General features: G+C 49.9%; 11 protein-coding genes. 5 read left to right on the forward strand and 6 right to left on the reverse strand.

Annotation, left to right across the window (positions count from 1 at the left end):
• Positions 1-4 precede the first annotated feature (4 nt).
• Positions 5-1,624 carry a B12-binding domain-containing radical SAM protein gene (locus tag L3556_RS10180; RefSeq protein WP_277867162.1) on the forward strand — a complete coding sequence of 540 codons (1,620 nt, stop codon included), beginning with the start codon at positions 5-7 and terminating at the stop codon, positions 1,622-1,624.
• Positions 1,625-1,687: 63 nt separating this feature from the next.
• On the opposite strand, the gene L3556_RS10185 is transcribed toward L3556_RS10180, so the two are convergent.
• From L3556_RS10185 to bchL, 4 genes are all read right to left on the reverse strand, one after another.
• Positions 1,688-3,658 carry a GTPase family protein gene (locus L3556_RS10185; protein WP_277867163.1) on the reverse strand — a complete coding sequence of 657 codons (1,971 nt, stop codon included), beginning with the start codon at positions 3,656-3,658 and terminating at the stop codon, positions 1,688-1,690.
• Between the two features lie 58 nt (positions 3,659-3,716).
• A complete protein-coding gene (locus L3556_RS10190; protein WP_277867164.1) occupies positions 3,717-5,120 on the reverse strand; it encodes a ferredoxin:protochlorophyllide reductase (ATP-dependent) subunit N in 1,404 nt (467 codons plus the stop codon).
• Between the two features lie 23 nt (positions 5,121-5,143).
• Positions 5,144-5,545 carry a DUF5331 domain-containing protein gene (locus L3556_RS10195; RefSeq protein WP_277867165.1) on the reverse strand — a complete coding sequence of 134 codons (402 nt, stop codon included), beginning with the start codon at positions 5,543-5,545 and terminating at the stop codon, positions 5,144-5,146.
• 73 nt (positions 5,546-5,618) lie between these two features.
• Positions 5,619-6,476, reverse strand: coding sequence for a ferredoxin:protochlorophyllide reductase (ATP-dependent) iron-sulfur ATP-binding protein (gene bchL / locus L3556_RS10200; RefSeq protein WP_277867166.1), 858 nt, complete (start codon positions 6,474-6,476; stop codon positions 5,619-5,621).
• Positions 6,477-7,034: 558 nt separating this feature from the next.
• Here bchL and L3556_RS10205 point away from each other — a divergent pair.
• The gene (locus tag L3556_RS10205) at positions 7,035-8,303 is read left to right on the forward strand and encodes a vWA domain-containing protein (RefSeq protein WP_277867167.1); all 1,269 of its coding nucleotides are present in this window, start codon (positions 7,035-7,037) and stop codon (positions 8,301-8,303) included.
• A gap of 26 nt (positions 8,304-8,329) precedes the next feature.
• On the opposite strand, the gene L3556_RS10210 is transcribed toward L3556_RS10205, so the two are convergent.
• Both L3556_RS10210 and L3556_RS10215 read right to left on the reverse strand, forming a co-directional pair.
• Complete coding sequence (locus tag L3556_RS10210) at positions 8,330-11,824, reverse strand: PAS domain S-box protein (protein WP_277867168.1); 3,495 nt, start codon at positions 11,822-11,824, stop codon at positions 8,330-8,332.
• A 151-nt stretch (positions 11,825-11,975) separates the two neighbouring features.
• A complete protein-coding gene (locus L3556_RS10215; RefSeq protein ID WP_277867169.1) occupies positions 11,976-12,503 on the reverse strand; it encodes a hypothetical protein in 528 nt (175 codons plus the stop codon).
• Between the two features lie 62 nt (positions 12,504-12,565).
• Between L3556_RS10215 and L3556_RS10220 the strand changes: the two genes are divergently transcribed.
• From L3556_RS10220 to psb28, 3 genes are all read left to right on the forward strand, one after another.
• Positions 12,566-13,642: a thiamine phosphate synthase gene (locus L3556_RS10220; protein ID WP_277867170.1), complete on the forward strand. Its 1,077-nt coding sequence runs from the start codon at positions 12,566-12,568 to the stop codon at positions 13,640-13,642.
• Between the two features lie 193 nt (positions 13,643-13,835).
• Positions 13,836-14,726, forward strand: coding sequence for an alpha/beta fold hydrolase (locus L3556_RS10225; protein WP_277867171.1), 891 nt, complete (start codon positions 13,836-13,838; stop codon positions 14,724-14,726).
• Positions 14,727-14,774: 48 nt separating this feature from the next.
• Positions 14,775-15,125 (forward strand): photosystem II reaction center protein Psb28, encoded by a 351-nt coding sequence (psb28, locus tag L3556_RS10230; RefSeq protein ID WP_277867172.1) that lies wholly within the window; start codon positions 14,775-14,777, stop codon positions 15,123-15,125.
• The last annotated feature ends 13 nt before the right edge of the window (positions 15,126-15,138 follow it).

Consider the following 15,138-nt stretch of genomic DNA (forward strand, 5'->3'; position numbering starts at 1 on the left):
TGCCATGAATGCTGCCGCCCTTTTTCAGGCCGAAACCCATTTATTTACGATCGCCCGACCCCAACCCGATGCCCTGAAGATTATTTATGGTTTTCCCAATACCTACAGTGTGGGAATTACCAGCCTTGGCTATCAAGTGGTGTGGGCGATGTTGGCTCAGGACCCTGGCGTAGATGTGCGGCGACTATTTACGGATGTGCGGGAATCTTTACCCCGAAACCCAGACCTGCTGGGATTTTCCCTCTCCTGGGAGTTGGACTATGGCAATATTTTGACTCTACTGGAGCAATTAAAATTACCTCTCTGGGCCCGGGAGCGTCAAGGGGAGCATCCCTTGGTCTTTGGGGGTGGGCCAGTATTGACGGCTAATCCCGAACCCTATGCGGATTTTTTTGATGTGATTCTCCTAGGGGATGGGGAAGATCTACTTCAAAATTTCCTGGAGGCCTATCGCTCGGTACGGGGGACAGGTCGCCAAACCCAGTTGGATTCCTTAGCTCAAGTGCCCGGTCTCTATGTCCCCAGTTTGTATCAGGTTAGCTATCAGGAAAACACGGGGGCGATCGCCCGCATTGAGGCCATAAAACCAACAATCCCTGACCATATCATCAAGCAAACCTATCGGGGAAATACCCTAGCCACCTCAACCGTCGTCACTCCCCATGCGGCCTGGGAAAATATCTATATGGTGGAGGTGGTGCGCAGTTGTCCAGAAATGTGTCGCTTTTGTCTGGCAAGTTATCTGACCTTACCCTTTCGTAGTTCCAGTTTAGAGAGTTTAATCCCAGCGATCGCCCGTGGCCTAACCGTAACCCATCGGATTGGCCTATTGGGAGCCTCCGTCAGCCAACACCCTGAATTTGAGGCACTCCTCGATTACTTAGGCCAACCCCAATTTGCGGAAATGCGGCTGAGTTTAGCATCGGTACGCACCAATACTGTCACCCCCAAACTGACCACATTATTAACCCAGCGGGGAACCAAGTCACTGACGATCGCCATTGAAACCGGTTCAGAACGACTGCGCCAAGTCATTAATAAAAAATTAGATACTCAAGAAATTTTCCAAGCGGCAGCCAATGCCCGATCCGGCGGTCTTAAGGGCTTGAAATTCTATGGCATGGTGGGCATTCCTGGGGAAACCGATGGGGATGTCCAGGCTACGGTGGATCTATTTAGGGCCCTAAAAAAACAGGTTCCCGGTCTGCGCCTTACCCTGGGATGTAGTACCTTTGTGCCCAAGGCCCATACCCCTTTTCAATGGTTGGGGGTGAGGGCGATCGCTGAAAAACGGCTCAAATTTTTGAAAAAAGAATTGGGTCGCCTTGGGATTGATTTTCGACCCGAACCCTACGGTGATTCCCTGATTCAGGCCTTGCTGTCCCGGGGAGATCGTCGCCTAGGCCCTCTTCTTGAACGAGTCCGCTGTTATGGCCAGTCCCTTGGCAGTTATCGCCGCACCTTCAAAGAATTCAAGGGCAAACTGCCCACCATGGAGCATTATGTTCACTCCGATTGGCCGACTGGAGGCCAACTCCCCTGGGATCACCTGCAAGGGCCGTTATCCAATGCCACCCTAACTAAGCATTTAGAACTTGCCCAGGAAAACACCCATGATATATAGGCCTATTTCTTTGCTGATGGGAAAGTGCGCCTTCTGTGCATGGATGCTCATAGGGTCGTAGCTCTACCGAGCAAAGAAGGTCGTTGGATTTTTAGGGCCAGTGTTGTCGAGATAGCGTTTTCGATAATGGTCATATCGTGTGTCAATATCTAGGCCTCCGGAACCGAGATTCCCATCCCGTGACCAGTATTCCACCAGGGTATGACCCACGGCCCAGGCATCCTGCTCCAAGGGGGGGGGACAACGCAACAGCAGGGGCCAAATTCTGCCCAGATCTAGTTTGGGAGAGGCTAAACGATCGCTGAGGCTGGGGCGATCGCCCATGAGGGAAAAGAGTTCATAGGCCATCTGCATCTTACACAGCACCACGGGCGACTGTTCTAGGGGTAATTTTTCGGCGAGAAGCCAGGCCGCCGCAGGGGATCCCGTTAAGGCTGTGGATAAGAACTGCAATAGGGGGCCTTTGACCAAATCGGCAATTCCCTGGCCCGTTGCCATCAAGGCACTATAGCGATCGATGATCCGATAGGCTGCCGCAATTCGACCTTCGCGATCGCGGAGACAGCGGCCGAGACGGACTTGTTTGGCTGGATCAATCGTTGTAAACAGGGTTTGAATCAGGTCTAATTCCCCCCAAGGGGTTCGGTTTTGCTCTGTATCCCCAGTCACAATGGGTAAAATAATCGGATCAAAGGCTTGAAAACGTTCCTGGCGATAGGCGATCGCATCCCGAATCGACCGTTCCTTGGGCAGTTCACCCATTTCCCAATCGTAGGGGGGCGACCATTCCCGTAGGGGGCGAAGACGATCCACTTGACTCACTAAAATAATCACTGGCAAGTTGGCCGCCGTGGCTTGAACACGGGCCAAGACCTCTAAATCTGGCTCTAGGGCCGGGTCTAGAGCCGGCGTGACCAGGAGCAGGACATCACACTGGGGCAAAATCCGTTGCATTTGCTCCGGCAGGGCGGGGCCCTGAATTTGTTCATAGCCTGGGGTATCCCAGAGAATCATATCTTCGCCGGTTTCACTCTGCCAGCGATAGTCTTGAATCACGTCCGTACTGGGCAGGACATCCACCGCCGCTTGGGGGGTCTGAAAGAGGGTATTAATTAAACTACTTTTACCAGCTCCGGTACGGCCGACAATAAATAGATTGACGGGTTTGGCTTCCAACGATGCTAGGGGGCGGGCCTGTTCGAGGATTTCCCGTAGGGTTTGACTCTCCGAGGCATTCGGGGTCTTTTCCTCCAGGCTGGGGGGCTTTTTCTTGCGACCATAGAGGGCGATCGCCCGCAGCCCCAAGGCCTTTAAGATTTGCTCCCGCATAATTAGGCCCATGTTGGCAATGAGTTCCCGATTGGCCCGATTTTGGCTTTCCTGGGTCATGGTTTTGGTTGCCGCCACCGTTGGATTGGTGATCCACTGGGCCCAACTCCAGGCAATGAGTCCCCATCGGGCCGCTGGCGCGAGTTTTTGGGAGAGTTCATAGGCCCGTACCGCCTGGCCCACGGTCACTTGCCCCAATAATGGCGAGAGGGTTTGCATCCACCGATCCACATCGTCCACTGAATCGCGAATCAGGCCATAGGCCTGGGGGACATAGATCTGGAGGAGGGGCCGTTTCACATCGGGATAATAGACTTGGGCGATCGCCGTGACTAATTCCTGGGCCCGCTGCCAAAAGAGGGGCCAGTTCTCCCATGGCACAATATCCTGCCGCGCCGTTTCTAGGGATTGGCGCACCACCTCTAGGGCCCGTTGATCTAAACCAGTATTGGCGGCGGCATCGTTGACATTAGGGCTAGAGCCAGCCAGGGTAGCCCCATCCAAGAGAGTCTCACCCAGTTGTACCTGTGGTGCCTGTAACCAACGCAGGAGCAGCAACCGCCAGAGGAATAGCACTAGGACAATAATTGCCCAGACCCAATTTAAGCCCCAATCATGGATCTGGGAAAAGGCCGCTACTCCCAAAAAGCCAATGATACTGAGAATGGGCAGGCTTAAAACAATCCATTGCCAACGGGAGATCATGGCGAGTGACCCTCTAGTGACAATGGAGAGGAAAAGACATTATCTAACGAGCAATCCCCTAGTGGGTACTCACGCTCTCGGCAACCAAATTTTGCCATCCCAAATCCTCAAGGGCTTGATTTCGGCGCAGGGGACGAGTCACCAATTCCAAAATATCCCGGGCATTCCCAAATCCATGCATCTGGGCAAAGGTAAATTCCACCGACCACTTGGTACTGATCCCCCGGGCTTCTAGGGGATTTGCATGGGCCATACCGGTAATCACTAAATCGGGACGCAGTTCATTAATCCGCTGGAGTTGATTATAGTTATCCGGCTTTTCAATGATTTTTGGCAGGGGACTGTTCATCTCATGGCAGGTTTTGGTGAGCAGCTCTAATTCTGCGGCTTGATAGCGTTTATCCATGTAGGGGATGCCAATTTCTTGCACCGTCATGCCACAACGAATCAGGAAACGGGCCAAGGAAATCTCCAGGAGATTATCCCCCATAAAAAAGACGGATTTGCCACGGACTAAGGGTAAATAGTCCTCTAGGTTCTGCCAAATCTGGGCTTCCCGTTCCTCTAGACCCTGGGGTTCAATGCCCAAGACCGTACAGATCTTCTCGACCCAGGCCCGAGTACCATCGGGGCCAATGGGGAATGGGGCACCAATGAGCTTGCATTTCCGCCGCCGCATCAGCGTTGTGGCCGTTCGGCTCAGGAAGGGATTCACCCCCGCCACATAGTAGCCTTCTTCCAGAACCGGTAGTTCTGTATAGCGTTTTGCCGGCAACCAACCGGACACCTTAACCCCCTGTTTTTTCAGTTCTAGGGTGAGTTGGGTGACGACGGGATCGGGCAGGGAACCAAAGAGAACCAAGGGGGTGTGATTTTTATATTCTTCGGTTTCACCCGAAATATCTTCTTTTTTCTTGCCGAAGTTGAGGAGTTTTTGAATCGGGTTCCGTTCTTCTTCCTCTGATGCCACTACTTTCCGGGGGCAGCGATCGGCCATGGCCGCTAAGACCGTATCTTCCCCTTGGGTAAAGGCATAATCCAAGCCATTGGCCCGAGCAACGACAATGGGGATGCCAATTTCCGCTTCCAGTTTGGGGGCTAACCCTTCCAAGTCCATTTTGATAATTTCGGTGGTGCAGGTGCCAATCCAAACAATGACACTGGGGTTGCGATCGCGCTTGATTTGGTCACAGAGTCGTTTTAACTCGTTATAGTCATTGAGCTGGGCCGAAATATCCCCCTCTTCCAGTTCAGCCATGGCATAGCGGGGTTCGGCAAAGATCATTACGCCCATGGCATTTTGGAGGAAATAGCCACAGGTTTTCGTACCAATGACTAGGAAAAAGCTATCCTCAATTTTCTGATAGAGCCAGGCAACACAGCTAATCGGGCAAAAGGTATGATAATTTCCGGTTTCGCATTCAAAGTTGAGGGCTTGGGGTTCAGTTTGGGCGAGGCTCATGGGGCAGATCCTTATTTAGAACGCTAGTAAGACGAAGACTCAGTTCTGCGTTGGGCCGCTTCCTTGGCATTTTCGGCATGTTCTTCAGCACGATTACTGACGAAGGGTTTGGGGGGCAACAAACGCGATTCCGGGGTCAACAGGGGTGGGCTTTCTTGACGGGCGAGTTCATCGTCGGGATTAAAATTGAGGCCGAGGGCAGAAATGACGCGATCGGGATCATTACTCAATTCCACAATCACGGGTAGGGCATCAACTAAACGGGGTTCAAGAACACTTAATACGCCGAGAATAAAACTAGAGGTGGGACGACGCTGGCCGCGGTAGGTACTCCACAGGGCCAGGCGCACAATCCAATGACGATTTTCTTGGTAGTAGTCTAGCCATTTGGTTTTGACCGTATGGCGTAATTGTTCAGGATTCACGAAATACCTATGCAACTAAATGGGGTCAGTCCTGCATTTTAGTTGATCGTTGACGCTTCCCTCGTGCGGAACCCTACACCATCATTAAATCTGTTTCCGCTCTCACCGGGGCGGGTGCTGCATTCAGATAAAAGTCAGAGAGGAGGGAGAATAGGTCGCGATCGGGGGCATCCTTGGGCACGACACCTTCGGGTAAGGCGAGAACTTGGTCGGCAATATTCAGGTAGTAATCACAGACATACTCAAGGCTGGGGTCTGTTTCTGCCATCTCAAAGAGGGTTTTGCCCTTCACCCGTGAGACGCGAATATCTTCAATTAGGGGCAGGACTTCTAGGATCGGCATGGGCACGGCTTCGATGTATTTCTCAATCAAATCCCGCTTGCTGGTGCGATTGCCAATGAGACCGGCTAACCGCAGGGGATGGGTACGGGCTTTTTCGCGGACGGAGGCGGCAATCCGGTTGGCGGCAAACAGGGCATCAAAGCCATTGTCGGTGACAATCATGCAATAGTCGGCGTAGTTGAGGGGGGCGGCAAAACCACCACAGACCACATCTCCCAAGACATCAAAGAGGATGACATCGTATTCATCAAAGGCATTGAGTTCTTTGAGGAGCTTGACGGTTTCTCCTACCACATAGCCACCACAGCCAGCACCGGCGGGGGGGCCACCTGCTTCGACGCAATCCACACCGCCATAGCCCTTATAGATGACATCTTCGGGCCAGACATCTTCGTAGTGGTAGTCCTTTTCCTGAAGGGTATCAATGATCGTGGGAATGAGAAATCCGGTGAGGGTAAAGGTGCTGTCGTGTTTTGGGTCACAGCCAATTTGCAATACTTTTTTGCCCCGCCGTGCCAGAGCAACAGAGATATTGCAACTGGTGGTGGACTTACCAATTCCGCCTTTGCCGTAGACTGCCAGTTTCACAGTGAAAATCCTCGCTCTAGAAGTGACTCAAGCGTTAACTGAGTGACTCGGTGACCATATCTGCCATTATTAACGGGTTTCTACTGGCTTGGGGCGGGCAAATAAAAATATATTATTAAGATTAAATTTTCTGTGCGACTAAATTTTATTAATAGAGATAATTTTTAACTTTTAGTCTAACTGGTACATATATAAACTCTAAAAAAACTACTAGATTTATTTTATAGTCTTATTTTTATAAAGATAGTTACAAAACACAAAAATTACAAAAAAGTGATAAATAATCCATTTCAGCGATCGCCCCGCAAGTATCCATGGGTTTTCAGAAGAGATACCTTGCCTCTAGGGTGGATATTGGGGTGAATATTCTAGGTTGGGGATGGTCGGCCGGGATGGCTCCGAGTCCGGCTAGGCTGGTTTGTAAAAAATCATTAAATATAGGGGAAATATAGGGGTTTGTTGCACAAAAAAGACAAATAAAATCTGTAGGTACTATCTTCGTTGTTATTGGAAGGCTAAAATATAGGCAAGTTGCACAGTTACGCCAAGGGAAGAACAATGCGGGTTAATGTACTAGCTCAACTCAATGATCCGGGGTTGGTTGCGGGCCAGGGCGGTCAGCGGCAGGTATCCATTGCCCTAACGGCGAATCCCGAAGGGGTTGGAGATGGTGCCCCCCTTAATTTATGTCTAATTTTGGATCACAGTGGCTCCATGGCGGGTCAACCCCTAGAAACCGTGAAGCAGGCTGCAAAAACCCTGGTGGATCGTTTGGATGCCAGCGATCGCCTGTCGGTGGTTGCCTTTGACCATAAGGCAAAAACCCTGGTTCCCAATCAACTGGTGACGGATACCGCTGCCATTAAGGCTAAAATTTCTTCCTTAGAGGCCAATGGGGGGACGGCGATCGATTTGGGGATGAAATTAGGCATTGAGCAACTGGCGGAGGGTAAGAAAGGAACGATTTCCCAGGCCTTTTTATTAACAGATGGCGAAAATGAGCATGGGGATAACGATCGCTGTTTGTCCTTTGCCAAATTAGCGGCGAGTTACAATATCACCCTGAATAGTCTTGGGTTTGGCTATCACTGGAATCAGGATGTGCTAGAGCAAATTGCCGATGCCGGGGGTGGGCAACTAAGTTTTATTGAGTACCCAGAGCAGGCGGTGGTTGCCTTTACGGATTTACTCAAACGAGTTGAGTCCGTGGGTTTAACCAATGCCCATTTAGTGATGGAACTGGCTGATGGTGTCAAATTAGCGGACTATAAGCCCATTGCCCAGGTCGCGCCGGATACCATTGAGCTAGAGCATCAAGTAACCAATAACGGAACCTATAGTGTGCGGGTGGGGGATTTATTGGTGGATACCCCGCGCACCCTCCTAGTGAATCTCTATACCGATGCCCTGCCGGACGGGCCACAGGTTTTAGCCTATTTTCAGGTGTGCTACGATGACCCCGCCACCGGCAAAGTGGGCGTGGTTTCCGAACGGGTTCCCATTAGTATCCAAGTGAGTGCGGTTCACCAGCCCCAGGTAAATCCAGAGGTGCAAAAAAGCATTCTCACCCTGGCGAAATACCGGCAAACCCAAATTGCGGAAACGAAACTACAACAGGGCGATCGCACCGGGGCGGCTACCCTCCTCCAAAGTGCGGCCCAAACGGCCCGACAAATGGGAGATGAACAGGGGGCCACGGTTCTGCAAAAGTCAGCTACCCAACTCCAAAGTGGCAAAGATCTCAGTGAAGCCGATCGCAAAAAGACGCGGATGGTTTCTAAAACCATGTTGAGTGGGCCCACGTCTCAGTCACCGCCAACGCCCTAGCTTTCACACTCCTAGTTCTTGCGCCCCTAGCTCTCAGTGTCTTCGTTCTCAGCAATCAAATGATAACCATTAACCACGTAGCGATCGCGCCCCAAGTTTTTAGCTTTGTAGAGGGCATGATCGGCATCCTGAATACATTGGTCAAAATGAACGGAGAGATCAGGAAGACAGGTATGAATCCCGATACTGAGGGTGACAAATTCCGATACCGCTGATTGGGGATGGGGAATTTGTTGATCCGTAAGTAGGGCTTGGATACGTTCGGCCACAGTAATCGCTCCAGGGGAATCGGTGTGGCCTAAAATGACGGCAAATTCTTCGCCACCATAACGAGCAACTATATCCGTGGGCCGATGCACCGCACTCATTAGGGTTTGGGCAATGGTAATTAAGCAACTATCTCCCGCTTGGTGGCCGAGGGAGTCGTTATAGAGTTTGAAATAGTCAATATCAATCATCAGAAGACTGAGGGGATATTGCTCTCGACAGGCCCGTTCCCATTCTTGGAGAATACGGCTATCAAAGGCACGACGATTGTACACGCCGGTTAAGCCATCCACTAAACTCAGGTGTTCTAACTCGCGGTTGAGTTGCTGCATTTTTGCCTGGGCATCTTTCAGGAGGGTGATATTTTGAATTTGGACAATAAAGTAGAGGGGGCGATCGCCCTGATCTCGTACTAAAGCAATACTCAACATTCCCCAGATAATATGGCCTTGACAATGGATAAACCGTTTTTCAATGCTATAGGATGAAACTTCACCCGCCAAGAGTTGCTGTCGTTGGCCCCAATCGATCTCAATATCTTCGGGATGGGTAAACTCTGCAAAGGTCATGTTCATGAGTAGGGTGGCATCGTAGCCCAACAGGTTACAGAGGGCAGGATTAATTTCTAAAAAATTGCCATCTAAGGTGACAAGGGAATTACCTACGGGAGTAATACTAAAGTTTTGGCGAAATCGTTCTTCGCTTTCCCTGAGAACCTGTTGCATTTCGTACTTTTCGGTAATATCGCGGCCTTCGCAGAGGAGTCGTACCACCTCACCGGCTTCATTTTTAATGGGGCGAATGATGAAATCAATAATAGCTACCTGGCCTGAACCTTTATTTTCAACATCGTAACGAACAAGTTCCCCCTGGGCAGCCTGGGCGATCGCCTGCTGAAGTTGGCTTTGATTGTCCGGCGAGGTTTGCCACCAATAGGTTTCCCAGAAGGGTTTATTGATCACATCGGTTAGTTCAAGATTGGCAAATTCAAGGGCGGTAAGATTCACATCAATAACCGTACCATCGGTTTTTAGTAGGGCCGTAAATTGAAAGGCTTGATCAAAAAGGGCCCGCAGGGTGGCTTCTTTTTCCTGAAGGGTCTGCTGGATCAGTTTTTGCTCAGTAATATTAATAATCAGGCCACTAATACTAATGGGGCGATCATTCCTATCCTTTTTAACCCGACCTATATCCAAAAGCCAACGAGGAGTGCCATCGCAATGGATCATCCGATATTCACGCTTGAAGGGGGTACCAGTTTTGATCGAATGGTCGAGTTCGGTCATAACCCGATCGCGATCGTTGTCGTGAATTAATGCTGAATAGGCATCCAGATTTCTGGCAATGGAACCAGGTTCGTAGCCCAAGATAGCAAAATCAGAAATATCTGGCCAGCTCACCTCATTGGTGACTAAACTAATCTCCCACCAAAAGACATCCGTTGCTTCTAGGGCAAAACGTAACTTCTCTTCACTTTCTTGGAGGGCAATTTCTGCCACTTTGCGATCGCTAATATCTAAATTAATCCCACTCATACGGGTTGCTTTGCCGGTTGCATCCCGTTGCACGGTTCCGGTAGCCATCACCCAGCGCACCTGACCATCGGGGTGGAGAAAACGAAATTCCACCCTATAGGGGTGATTTTCTATCAGGGTTAAACGAATTTTCTCCGTCAGCCAATCCCGATCATCGGGGTGAACAAAGGAAAAAAATGTCTCTAGATTTTCTGGAAAACTACCGAAGGGGCGACCCACCATTTGGGCAAAATTAGCTGACCATTCAATGTCATTGGTGAGGATATTCCAATCCCACCAGTTCGTTGCCGTTGAGTCCAGGGCAAAACGCAATTGTTCTTCGCGGTGACGGAGGGACTGCTCAATGCGTTGTCGTTCCTGAATTTCCGCTTGCAGAGATTGGGTTCGCTGGAGAACCTTTTCTTGAATGATCTTTGTCATTTCCTTAAAGACGTGATCCAACTGGCGTAATTCGTCAATAAAGGGCAGGGGCGTCGGCTCAAGGGGTTCTCCGGCCGCCAGTTTCTGAGATTGTTTTTGGATGAGGCGAATCGGTCGCACAATTAATTTCACGAGTAATAGATTTAACAGCATCATCCCCCCAAAGACTGCTGCACAAATCAGTAGGGTAAAAACAAGATTCGCTCTAAGTTGATTTCTAAATTGAGCTTTGGGGACAATGGTAATAATCAACCAATCGATATTGGGCCGAAAGTAAAACCGTGCGATTTCAACGTAGTAGGGTTGACCCCCAATCTCCAAGGGTTGAACGACAGATTGCCCTGGCTTGGGCAGTGACTGACCGGAACTCTGGAAAAATCCTGGCAATAGGGTGGGTAGGGTGGCCACTACTGGATTGTCACTATCCTGTAAATAACGTCTCCGTAATGGGCGATCGCCACCGATGCCGCCTTCTTCCTCTAATTCTGCCTCTAAAATATAGGGTGATTCAGAAATGGAGGAACCAATCAATGCCCCATTGGTTTCTGTAACCAGAACGAGGCTATCATGCTCAAATTTTTCCTGCTCTAAAATCTGATTTAAGCGATTCAACGTGATACTAATGGCTACAAAACGGGAATTATTTGAGGATGATGAATTATCAAGGGATTGATAGGCCGTGATCATCACATCAGAATTTTTCCGATTCCTATAGGGCCGACTCCAGCTTGTCCCACTAGATGGGAAATGATTTGCATAGAATGGCCATTCCTGCAAGCTAAAGGATGAAACTGATCCTAGATTAGCAACTTCTTCTCCCTGCTGATCAATCTGAAATCGTTGGAGCACATTGGCTTGATTTGGATCTATACGCTGGACTTCAAACTGTTGCGGGTTTGTGGTTCGTCGTGTGATACGGAGAACGGCATCTGGCGGATTTACTACTCCGATGGCTTGAATATTTGCAAAGTTATCTAGTTCAGCTAAAAAAGTCTTTTTGAGAAGTTCAAAATTTAGATTATTGGCTAGATTATCATTAATAACAATAGAATGATTAATTTGATTAATTTTTTCAATGGATTCCAGTTCGGTTTGCAGATATTCTATAACATGATGACTGATTTCTGTCGTTAATTTGCTAACTAGTTTTTCCGTATTTTCACTGCTGGATTGATGACTTAAATAAGCAACAACACCAACAATGATCAACGTTTGAATTGCGAAGGGTACAGTTAAAATAACCCGTAGCGATCGCAGATTTACGGAGGAAAATTTTTCTCGCAAACCTGATCGATTCATAGGAGAAATATATTTACTTTTGATTATCTTTGTATCTTAGCACTCCCAAAAACTGTCAATGATTAAATTCCAGAAAATAATTGTTGTTGCAATTAAACAATCATTGAGTTGTTAAAGTCTTTCAGACGGTAATAATTGTGCATAAAAATAATTAAAACAAGACCGACTCGATCGCCGCCTTAAAGCCATTGACCTCCATAAATTGTAGAAGTTCTTGGGCCTTACTTTGTTCTTGGAAGGAACCCACCTGCAAGACGGGGCGATCGCCATAGCGGCTACGAAAGGCATCGGGCACGAGGGAGCGCAAAAGCTCTTGTTTGGGGTGATCATCCTCCCGCAGGTCTAATACCAGAACGCGAAAGCGGGGGCCACTGGCAACGGTGCTTTGGGGTGGCGGTGGCAATTGATTCATTTCCGGGCGATCGCCCACATCCCCCAAAGGAATCTCCCCATTGGGAACTGGAAAGGGATGATTCGGCTCTAGGCTCGGCATGGGGGTTGCTTGGGGAGGGGTGATAATAGCGACATCGGGAGGTGGAACCACAATGGGAATCGCCTCTGCTGCCCAAGTTTTCGGGATAGAAAATCCGCTCCAGAGACTACCCATCCAAAGCAAAGGAGAGAGGAATACAATGATACCCTTGGGGTGCGATCGCTGGCGGAGTCTCATGGTTGCCATCGTGGAAAAATAGTACGTTAGTAATGTTCTGAAGTTAATGTTCTGAATCAAGGGGCTGGGCTATGCAGGATTTAGGGACATTTCACCCAAAACAAGACGGTGATTCCCTAGGAATTGTTCATCGAATTTTAGATGCCAATCTGGATCGGGCCCGGGAAGGGTTGCGGGTGGTGGAAGAATGGTGTCGTTTAGGTTTAGAGCATTCTCAGTTAACGGCGGAATGTAAAGCTCTACGGCAAGAATTAGGGGGCTGGCATCGCCAAGAATTACGGGCAGCCCGGCAAACCAGCACCGATGTGGGTACGCACCTGAGTCATCCCCAGGAAGAGGAGCGATCGCACCTAGCCCAGCTACTTCAGGCCAATCTCTGTCGAGTTCAGGAAGCCCTGCGGGTCATTGAAGAATACGCCAAATTATCCACACCCCCCCTGGCGATCGCCGCCAAGTCCATGCGCTACCGGGTCTATATCCTTGAAAGCCAATTACTAGATCAGGCATTAGAACAGGCGATCGCGCCCCTGAATCCCCGCCTCAACCAACTTCGCCAGACTCCCCTGTATTTAGTCACATCCCCCCATGACCATTTAATTCAGATTGTGGAAGCGGCCCTAGAAGGGGGTCTGAAACTGGTGCAACACCGAGATAAAACCAATGACGATCAAACCCGCTTAGACCTAGGTCGGCGGCTACGCAAACTCTGCGATCGCCATGAGGCCCTTTTAATTGTGAATGACCGGGCGGATATTGCCCTCGGTGTTGAGGCCGATGGCGTTCATTTGGGCCAAACCGATATTTCCCTAGCCCTAGCCCGCCAGATTTTAGGGCCCCACCGCCTGATTGGCCGATCCACAACAAACCCAACGGAACTCAACCGAGCGATCTCAGAAGGAGCCGACTATATCGGAGTTGGCCCCGTCTATGCCACTCCCACCAAACCCGGAAAAGCCGCTGCCGGCCTCGACTATATTCGCTACGCCCTAGCTCAAACTCCCATACCTCAGTTTGCCATTGGTGGCATTGATCACACCAATCTCCAGGACGTCCTTGCTGCTGGGGCAAAACAGGTGGCCGTTGTTCGGGCCATTATGGAGGCATCAGACGTAAAAGTAGCCACCCAACAGTTGTTATATCAGTTGTAGCTAACGCTGAGGGAATACAAACGAAAGGTGATTCCACGAGTTACCATAGGGCAATATTAATAGATGCTTATTGTGCCATTTCTGCTGGTTAGCACCCCCCAATGTTATGCGTCAAGATGCTGAGGGCGAGGCTGGTTGCACCTTAACATTCCCCATCCACGACTAATTTCTCCCTGCAAGCGAGATCACTCCTATGGCGTACTGTCCCCCTAGTTTTCGGGATCAAAAATTCTCCACCAACCTGGGTCAGATGACCTACTACACCCCCAGTGAAGCCGTTTGGGGTTCCCTCCAGGATCGCCTACCCCTCATTTTCCTCCACAGCTTAGGGGGAGGATCCAGCCACTACGAATGGTCTAAGGTCTACCCGGCCTTTGCCGCTGATTATCGGGTGATTGCCCCCGATTTGATCGGTTGGGGCGCGTCGGATCATCCGGCCCATGCCTACCAAGTGAGTGACTACTGGCTGATGACGGCGGAAATCATTCGTCCCCTGGCCCAGCCAGTGGCGGTGGTAGCCTCATCTCTAATGGCGGGCATTGTGATTCGCTTGGCTATTCAACAACCCCAATTATTTCGGGCCCTGTGCCTCGTCTGTCCCACGGGTTTTAATGACTTTGGCAATGATGAAGGACGGGGACTGGCGGGTCAGTTTTTGGGTATTCCGGGACTGGATCAACTGGTCTACGGCCTCGGTGCGGCGAATGTTATAGCGGTGCGGAATTTTCTGGAGCAATTTATCTTTGCCGATGGCGATCGCCTCAGTCAGGAAACCGTCTCGGCCTATTTAGATTCCGCCCTGCAACCGGGGGCCAGTCACGCTGCCTTGGCCGCCCTACGGGGGGATCTATCCTTTGACTTGGCCCGCTATTTACCCCAATTAACGGTACCAACGGTCATTTTTTGGGGAGAAAAGGCGCAGTTGAGTCCCCTGGAGACGGGACAGCGATTACGTGACCTCAATCCCACCGCCCTCCGCAGTTTTCGCGTGATCCCCAATGCCGGTGTTTTACCCCACCTAGAAGTTCCCGAAGCTGTCCTTTATGGGATCAGCCATGATTTTTTGCCCTTATTGAATAATTAATCCAGGTATCCTAGAGATCACTATTCCTAATTCCTGTATATAACCCCCATGGCAGAAATTCAATTTATTCCCGGCACCAATGAAGAAATCGTCCCTGATGTGCGCCTCACCCGTGCCAAGGATGGCAATAGCGGTCAGGCCCTCTTCTATTTTGATAATCCCAAGATTGTTCAGGAAGGTAATCTTGAAATCACAGGGATGTATTTGGTCGATGAAGAAGGCGAACTCGTGACGCGGGATGTGAATGCAAAGTTTGTCAATGGCCAACCCACGGCCATTGAAGCCACCTACAATATCCGCAGTGCCGAGGACTGGGATCGCTTTATCCGGTTCATGGATCGCTATGCCGCCAGCCATGGATTGGGCTTTCAAAAATCCGATGATGCTACGGAGTCATAAAGCGTCATAAAAT

The organism is Candidatus Synechococcus calcipolaris G9 (genome assembly GCF_029582805.1).
GTDB lineage: Bacteria > Cyanobacteriota > Cyanobacteriia > Thermosynechococcales > Thermosynechococcaceae > Synechococcus_F > Synechococcus_F calcipolaris.